Origin of the sequence: Thiohalocapsa sp. (genome assembly GCF_019695415.1) — a bacterium.
In the GTDB taxonomy this organism is placed as follows: Bacteria; Pseudomonadota; Gammaproteobacteria; order Chromatiales; family Chromatiaceae; genus Thiohalocapsa.
The window spans coordinates 1-4,428 of record NZ_JAIFKJ010000316.1 but is presented as its reverse complement, the minus strand read 5'-3'; the positions used below and the strand labels follow the sequence as shown (position 1 = coordinate 4,428).

The 4,428-nt window shown below is 65.3% G+C and carries 3 protein-coding genes and 1 tRNA gene; 1 reads left to right on the top strand and 3 read right to left on the bottom strand.

The window, feature by feature from the left end:
- Positions 1-2: 2 nt before the first annotated feature.
- From I6U14_RS09150 to I6U14_RS09140, 3 genes are all read right to left on the bottom strand, one after another.
- Positions 3-78 (bottom strand) — tRNA-Asn (locus tag I6U14_RS09150).
- A gap of 158 nt (positions 79-236) precedes the next feature.
- Positions 237-788: a GspH/FimT family pseudopilin gene (locus tag I6U14_RS09145; RefSeq protein ID WP_296898662.1), complete on the bottom strand. Its 552-nt coding sequence runs from the start codon at positions 786-788 to the stop codon at positions 237-239.
- Positions 789-907: 119 nt separating this feature from the next.
- Positions 908-2,095 carry a pyridoxal phosphate-dependent aminotransferase gene (locus I6U14_RS09140; protein ID WP_296898661.1) on the bottom strand — a complete coding sequence of 396 codons (1,188 nt, stop codon included), beginning with the start codon at positions 2,093-2,095 and terminating at the stop codon, positions 908-910.
- A 125-nt stretch (positions 2,096-2,220) separates the two neighbouring features.
- Here I6U14_RS09140 and uvrB point away from each other — a divergent pair, with 125 nt between their 5' ends.
- Positions 2,221-4,227 (top strand): excinuclease ABC subunit UvrB, encoded by a 2,007-nt coding sequence (gene uvrB / locus I6U14_RS09135; protein ID WP_296898659.1) that lies wholly within the window; start codon positions 2,221-2,223, stop codon positions 4,225-4,227.
- The last annotated feature ends 201 nt before the right edge of the window (positions 4,228-4,428 follow it).

The following is a 4,428-nucleotide window of genomic DNA, read 5'->3' as shown; positions in this document are numbered from 1 at the left end:
GTTGGCTCCCCGAACTGGACTCGAACCAGTGACCCACTGATTAACAGTCAGTTGCTCTACCAGCTGAGCTATCGGGGATCTGGCAAGCCGCGAACTATAGCTGCGGCATCGTCTGCATGTCAACCGATGGCGAGCGCTCGCTGCGTTCGCCCCTCCGCCGGCGCTGGACTACGGGCCCAGACGTTGAGACGGATGACGTCAGCCGACCCAGCGGCGTCTGGCTGTGTCGTCACGCCTCAGCTCTCACAGTCGACGTCGCCGTCGTCCAAGGAGACCCGCCCCATCAGGGAGATGCGGATCCGGGCTCCGTCGATACCGTCCGCGGCGGTGTCGCAGAAGGTGATGCTGCCATTGCCTGAACCACCCCCCATGCTGATGGTGCCATCGTCTTCGAACTCGAAGAAGCGGCGCCCGCCACTGTCGATCTCGATCGTCCTTGGGGCTTCTTGGAGCCGCAGCACAGCGACCGTGGCTCCCGCATTGTCCATCTCGACGACGGCATATCCCTCACCCCAGGCGGTTCCGTCTGCATCTGCTGCACAACCGGCGCTGGGCGCTTCCGCGTCGACAGGACAGACCCGGACGTTGGTCGCTCGCATGACCGCCTGGGCGCGAGCGAAGTTGAGGTGCCCAACCATGGTATTGACCGCGGTGGCACGCGCGTTGCGCTTGACCAGCGCAGTCACGCCGGACACACCGAGAGTGAGCAAGAGCACTGCAATGCTCATGGTGACCAGCATCTCCACGAGGGTGACGCCGCGCTGCGGCTCTCGTACTGCTGCGTCCATCGGTCCGGCTCGACGGCGTCGCCCCCCCTGCTCTCTGTGCACTGGGGGCTTAAGGGAAGACTTGGGGGCTGGCCATGGCGTTGCCGGGACGATGCAGGGGCGGCACTGCGCGCAGCGCGTCAGCCGGCAACCTTCGCGATACGCGCGATGGCCTGCTCCAGGTTGGTGCTGCTGGTGGCGATGGAAATGCGCACGCAGCCGTCGAGTCCGAAGGCCGACCCCGGCACCAGCGCGACGCCGGCGTGCTCGATGAAGTAGTCGGCGAGCTCCAGGTCATTCGCGACGCCGTCCAGCCGCTCGATGAGGCCTCCCACTTCGGGGAAAACGTAGAAGGTGCCGTCGGTCGGTAGGCAGTCGATGCCGGGAATGGCGTTCAGCGCCTCGACGACGAAATCGTGACGCTGTTTGAAGGCTTGCAGCATCTCACCGATGCAGTCCTGCGGGCCGTCCAGGGCCGCCTGCGCCGCCACCTGGCTGATGGAGGTCGGGTTGGAGGTGCTCTGGGACTGGACCTTCTTCATGGCCTTGATGACTTCGGCCGGGCCCCCGGCGTAACCGATGCGCCAGCCGGTCATGCTGTAGGCCTTGGAGACGCCGTTCAACACCAGCGTGCGGTCCATCAGGTCCGGGCAGGCGTTGAGGATGTTGACGAAGGGCGTGTCCGTATCCCAGCGGATGTGCTCGTACATGTCGTCCGTGGCGATGAGGGCACCGGGGTAGTCCCTCAGCACCTCGCCGAGCGCGGCCAGCTCATCCTTGCTGTAGGCCATGCCGGTGGGGTTGGACGGGCTGTTGATGACCACCAGCCGCGTGCGATCAGTCATTGCCGCGCGCAGCTGCTCGGCGCTGATCTTGAAGCGCTGATCCGCGCCCGCGTCGATGATCACCGGCTTGGCGTCCGCCAGCAGCACCATGTCGGGGTACGACACCCAGTAGGGTGCGGGGATCACCACCTCATCGCCCGGGTCCAGCACGGCCTGGGCGAGGTTGTAGAAGCTCTGCTTGCCGCCGCAGGAGACCAGGATCTGGTCAGGCTGATAGTCGAGCCCGTTGTCGCGTTGAAACTTGGCGATGACGGCACGCTTGAGCTCCGGCGTCCCGTCCACGGCGGTGTACTTGGTGAAGCCGTCATTGATGGCCTGGATGGCCGCCTGCTTGATGTGGTCCGGCGTGTCGAAGTCCGGCTCGCCGGCGCCGAGGCCGATGACGTCCTTGCCGGCGGCCTTGAGCTCTTTGGCGCGGGCAGTGATGGCGAGGGTGGCCGAGGGCTTAACGGCCTGCACACGGGCGGAGAGCTTAATGGTCATCGGCTTGGTCTGCTGTTACGGCGTGGGTGGACGGCTTGGCAAGTGTCGAATCCGGCCCGAATAATAGCCAATCCGCGTGCGCTCTGACATCCACCGACGCCGCACCGCCCGTCCGCCTCAGCACCATGTCCAAGCCCTTTGAGCTCGAATCCCGCTTTCCGCCCGCCGGCGACCAGCCCGCCGCGATCCGCCAGCTCGTCGAGGGCCTTCGTGATGGCGAGGCCGGCATGACCCTGCTAGGCGTCACCGGCTCCGGCAAGACCTTCACCATCGCCAATGTGATCAACGAGGTGCAGCGCCCGACGCTGATCCTGGCGCCGAACAAGACCCTCGCCGCGCAGCTCTACGGCGAGATGCGGGAGTTCTTCCCGCACAACGCCGTGGAGTATTTCGTCTCCTATTACGACTACTACCAGCCGGAGGCCTATGTGCCGGCGTCCGACACCTACATCGAAAAGGACGCCTCCATCAACGAGCACATCGAGCAGATGCGTCTGTCTGCCACAAAAGCCCTGCTGGAGCGACCGGACGTCATCCTGGTGGCCACCGTGTCCAGCATCTACGGCTTGGGTGACCCCGAGGCATATCTCCGCATGGTCCTGCACCTCTCCCGCGGCGAGCAGATCGACCAGCGCGCCATCCTGCGCCGCCTGACGGCACTGCAATATCGGCGCAACGAGATCGAGCTATCGCGCGGGTCGTACCGAGTGCGCGGCGACGTCATCGACATCTACCCGGCGGAGTCCGACGACGAGGCGCTGCGCGTGGAGCTGTTCGATGACGAGGTAGAAGCCCTGTCCCTGTTCGACCCGCTGACGGGCGAGCTCAAGCACAAGGTGCCCCGCTACACGGTCTTTCCGAAGACTCACTATGCGACCCCGCGGGAGACGGTCCTGAACGCCGTGGAGCAGATCAAGGACGAGCTGCGCGAGCGCCTGGAATGGCTGCGCGCCAACGACAAGCTGGTGGAGGCGCAGCGCCTGGAGCAGCGCACGATTTTCGATCTGGAGATGATGGTGGAGGTGGGCTACTGCTCCGGCATCGAGAACTATAGCCGCTATCTCTCCGGCCGCGGGCCAGGCGAGCCGCCGCCGACGCTGTTCGACTATATCCCGTCCAACACACTATTGGTGATCGACGAGAGCCATGTCACCGTCCCGCAGCTGGGCGGCATGTACCGCGGCGACCGCTCACGCAAGGAGAACCTGGTGGAATACGGCTTCCGGCTGCCGTCGGCGCTGGATAACCGTCCGCTGCGGTTCGAGGAATTCGAGGCTCGCCAGCCGCAGGCCATCTACGTCTCGGCCACGCCGCGGGACTATGAGGCCCAGCACTCCGGCGCCGTCATCGAGCAGGTGGTGCGCCCCACCGGGCTCGTGGACCCGGAGGTCGAGGTCCGCCCGGCCCTCACCCAGGTGGACGACCTGCTCTCCGAGATTCGCGAGCGCGTCGCCGCCGACGAGCGCGTGCTGGCCACCACGCTGACCAAGCGCATGGCGGAGGATCTGACCGATTACTTGGGCGAGCACGGTGTGCGAGTGCGCTATTTGCACTCCGACATCGACACCGTCGAGCGCGTGGAGATCATTCGGGATCTCAGGCTCGGCGAGTTCGACGTGCTGGTGGGCATCAACCTGCTGCGCGAGGGTCTGGACATGCCGGAGGTCAGCCTGGTGGCCATCCTCGACGCGGACAAGGAAGGCTTTCTGCGCTCCGAGGGCTCGCTGATCCAGACCATCGGCCGCGCCGCCCGCAACGCCCACGGCAAGGCCATCCTCTACGCGGACAGCATCACCGGCTCTATGCAGCGCGCCATCGACGAGACCGAGCGCCGCCGCGCCAAGCAGATTGCCTTCAACGCCGAGCACGGCATCACGCCCCAGACCATCAAGAAGGCCGTCGCCGACATCATGGAGGCGCACGTGCCCGGCGCCCCCAAGAGCGCCCGCGAGTACGCACGCGTTGCCGACGAGATCGCCGAATACGCGGACCTCACCCCGGCGCAGATGGCCGGCAAGGTCAAGCAGCTGGAGAAAGAGATGTACCGCGCCGCCCGGGAGCTGGAGTTCGAGCGCGCGGCAGCCATCCGAGATCAGATCAAGGAGCTGCGAGGGCGGGGCTTGGCGGCTTGAACGCAACGCAGCGCAGATTCTCCTGCACCAAAGTCTGCGGGCAAAATCCTAGCGGCTTTGTCGGCGAATACGTTTATAGTCTGGTGACGGTCGCCGGCAACAGGCTTACCATCAGGCCTAAGGAGAAGCAAAATGTAATGGCCTTGCCTTTCCGAAAATCGGACGGGGCGTCCTGGCCCGCATGGGAAACGCCAATAATCC

Excerpts from the sequence above, each read along its gene's own strand:
- I6U14_RS09145 (WP_296898662.1), bottom strand. The coding sequence starts at position 788 with ATGGACGCAGCAGTACGAGAGCCGCAGCGCGGCGTCACCCTCGTGGAG.
- I6U14_RS09140 (WP_296898661.1), bottom strand. The coding sequence starts at position 2,095 with ATGACCATTAAGCTCTCCGCCCGTGTGCAGGCCGTTAAGCCCTCGGCC.
- uvrB (WP_296898659.1), top strand. The coding sequence starts at position 2,221 with ATGTCCAAGCCCTTTGAGCTCGAATCCCGCTTTCCGCCCGCCGGCGAC.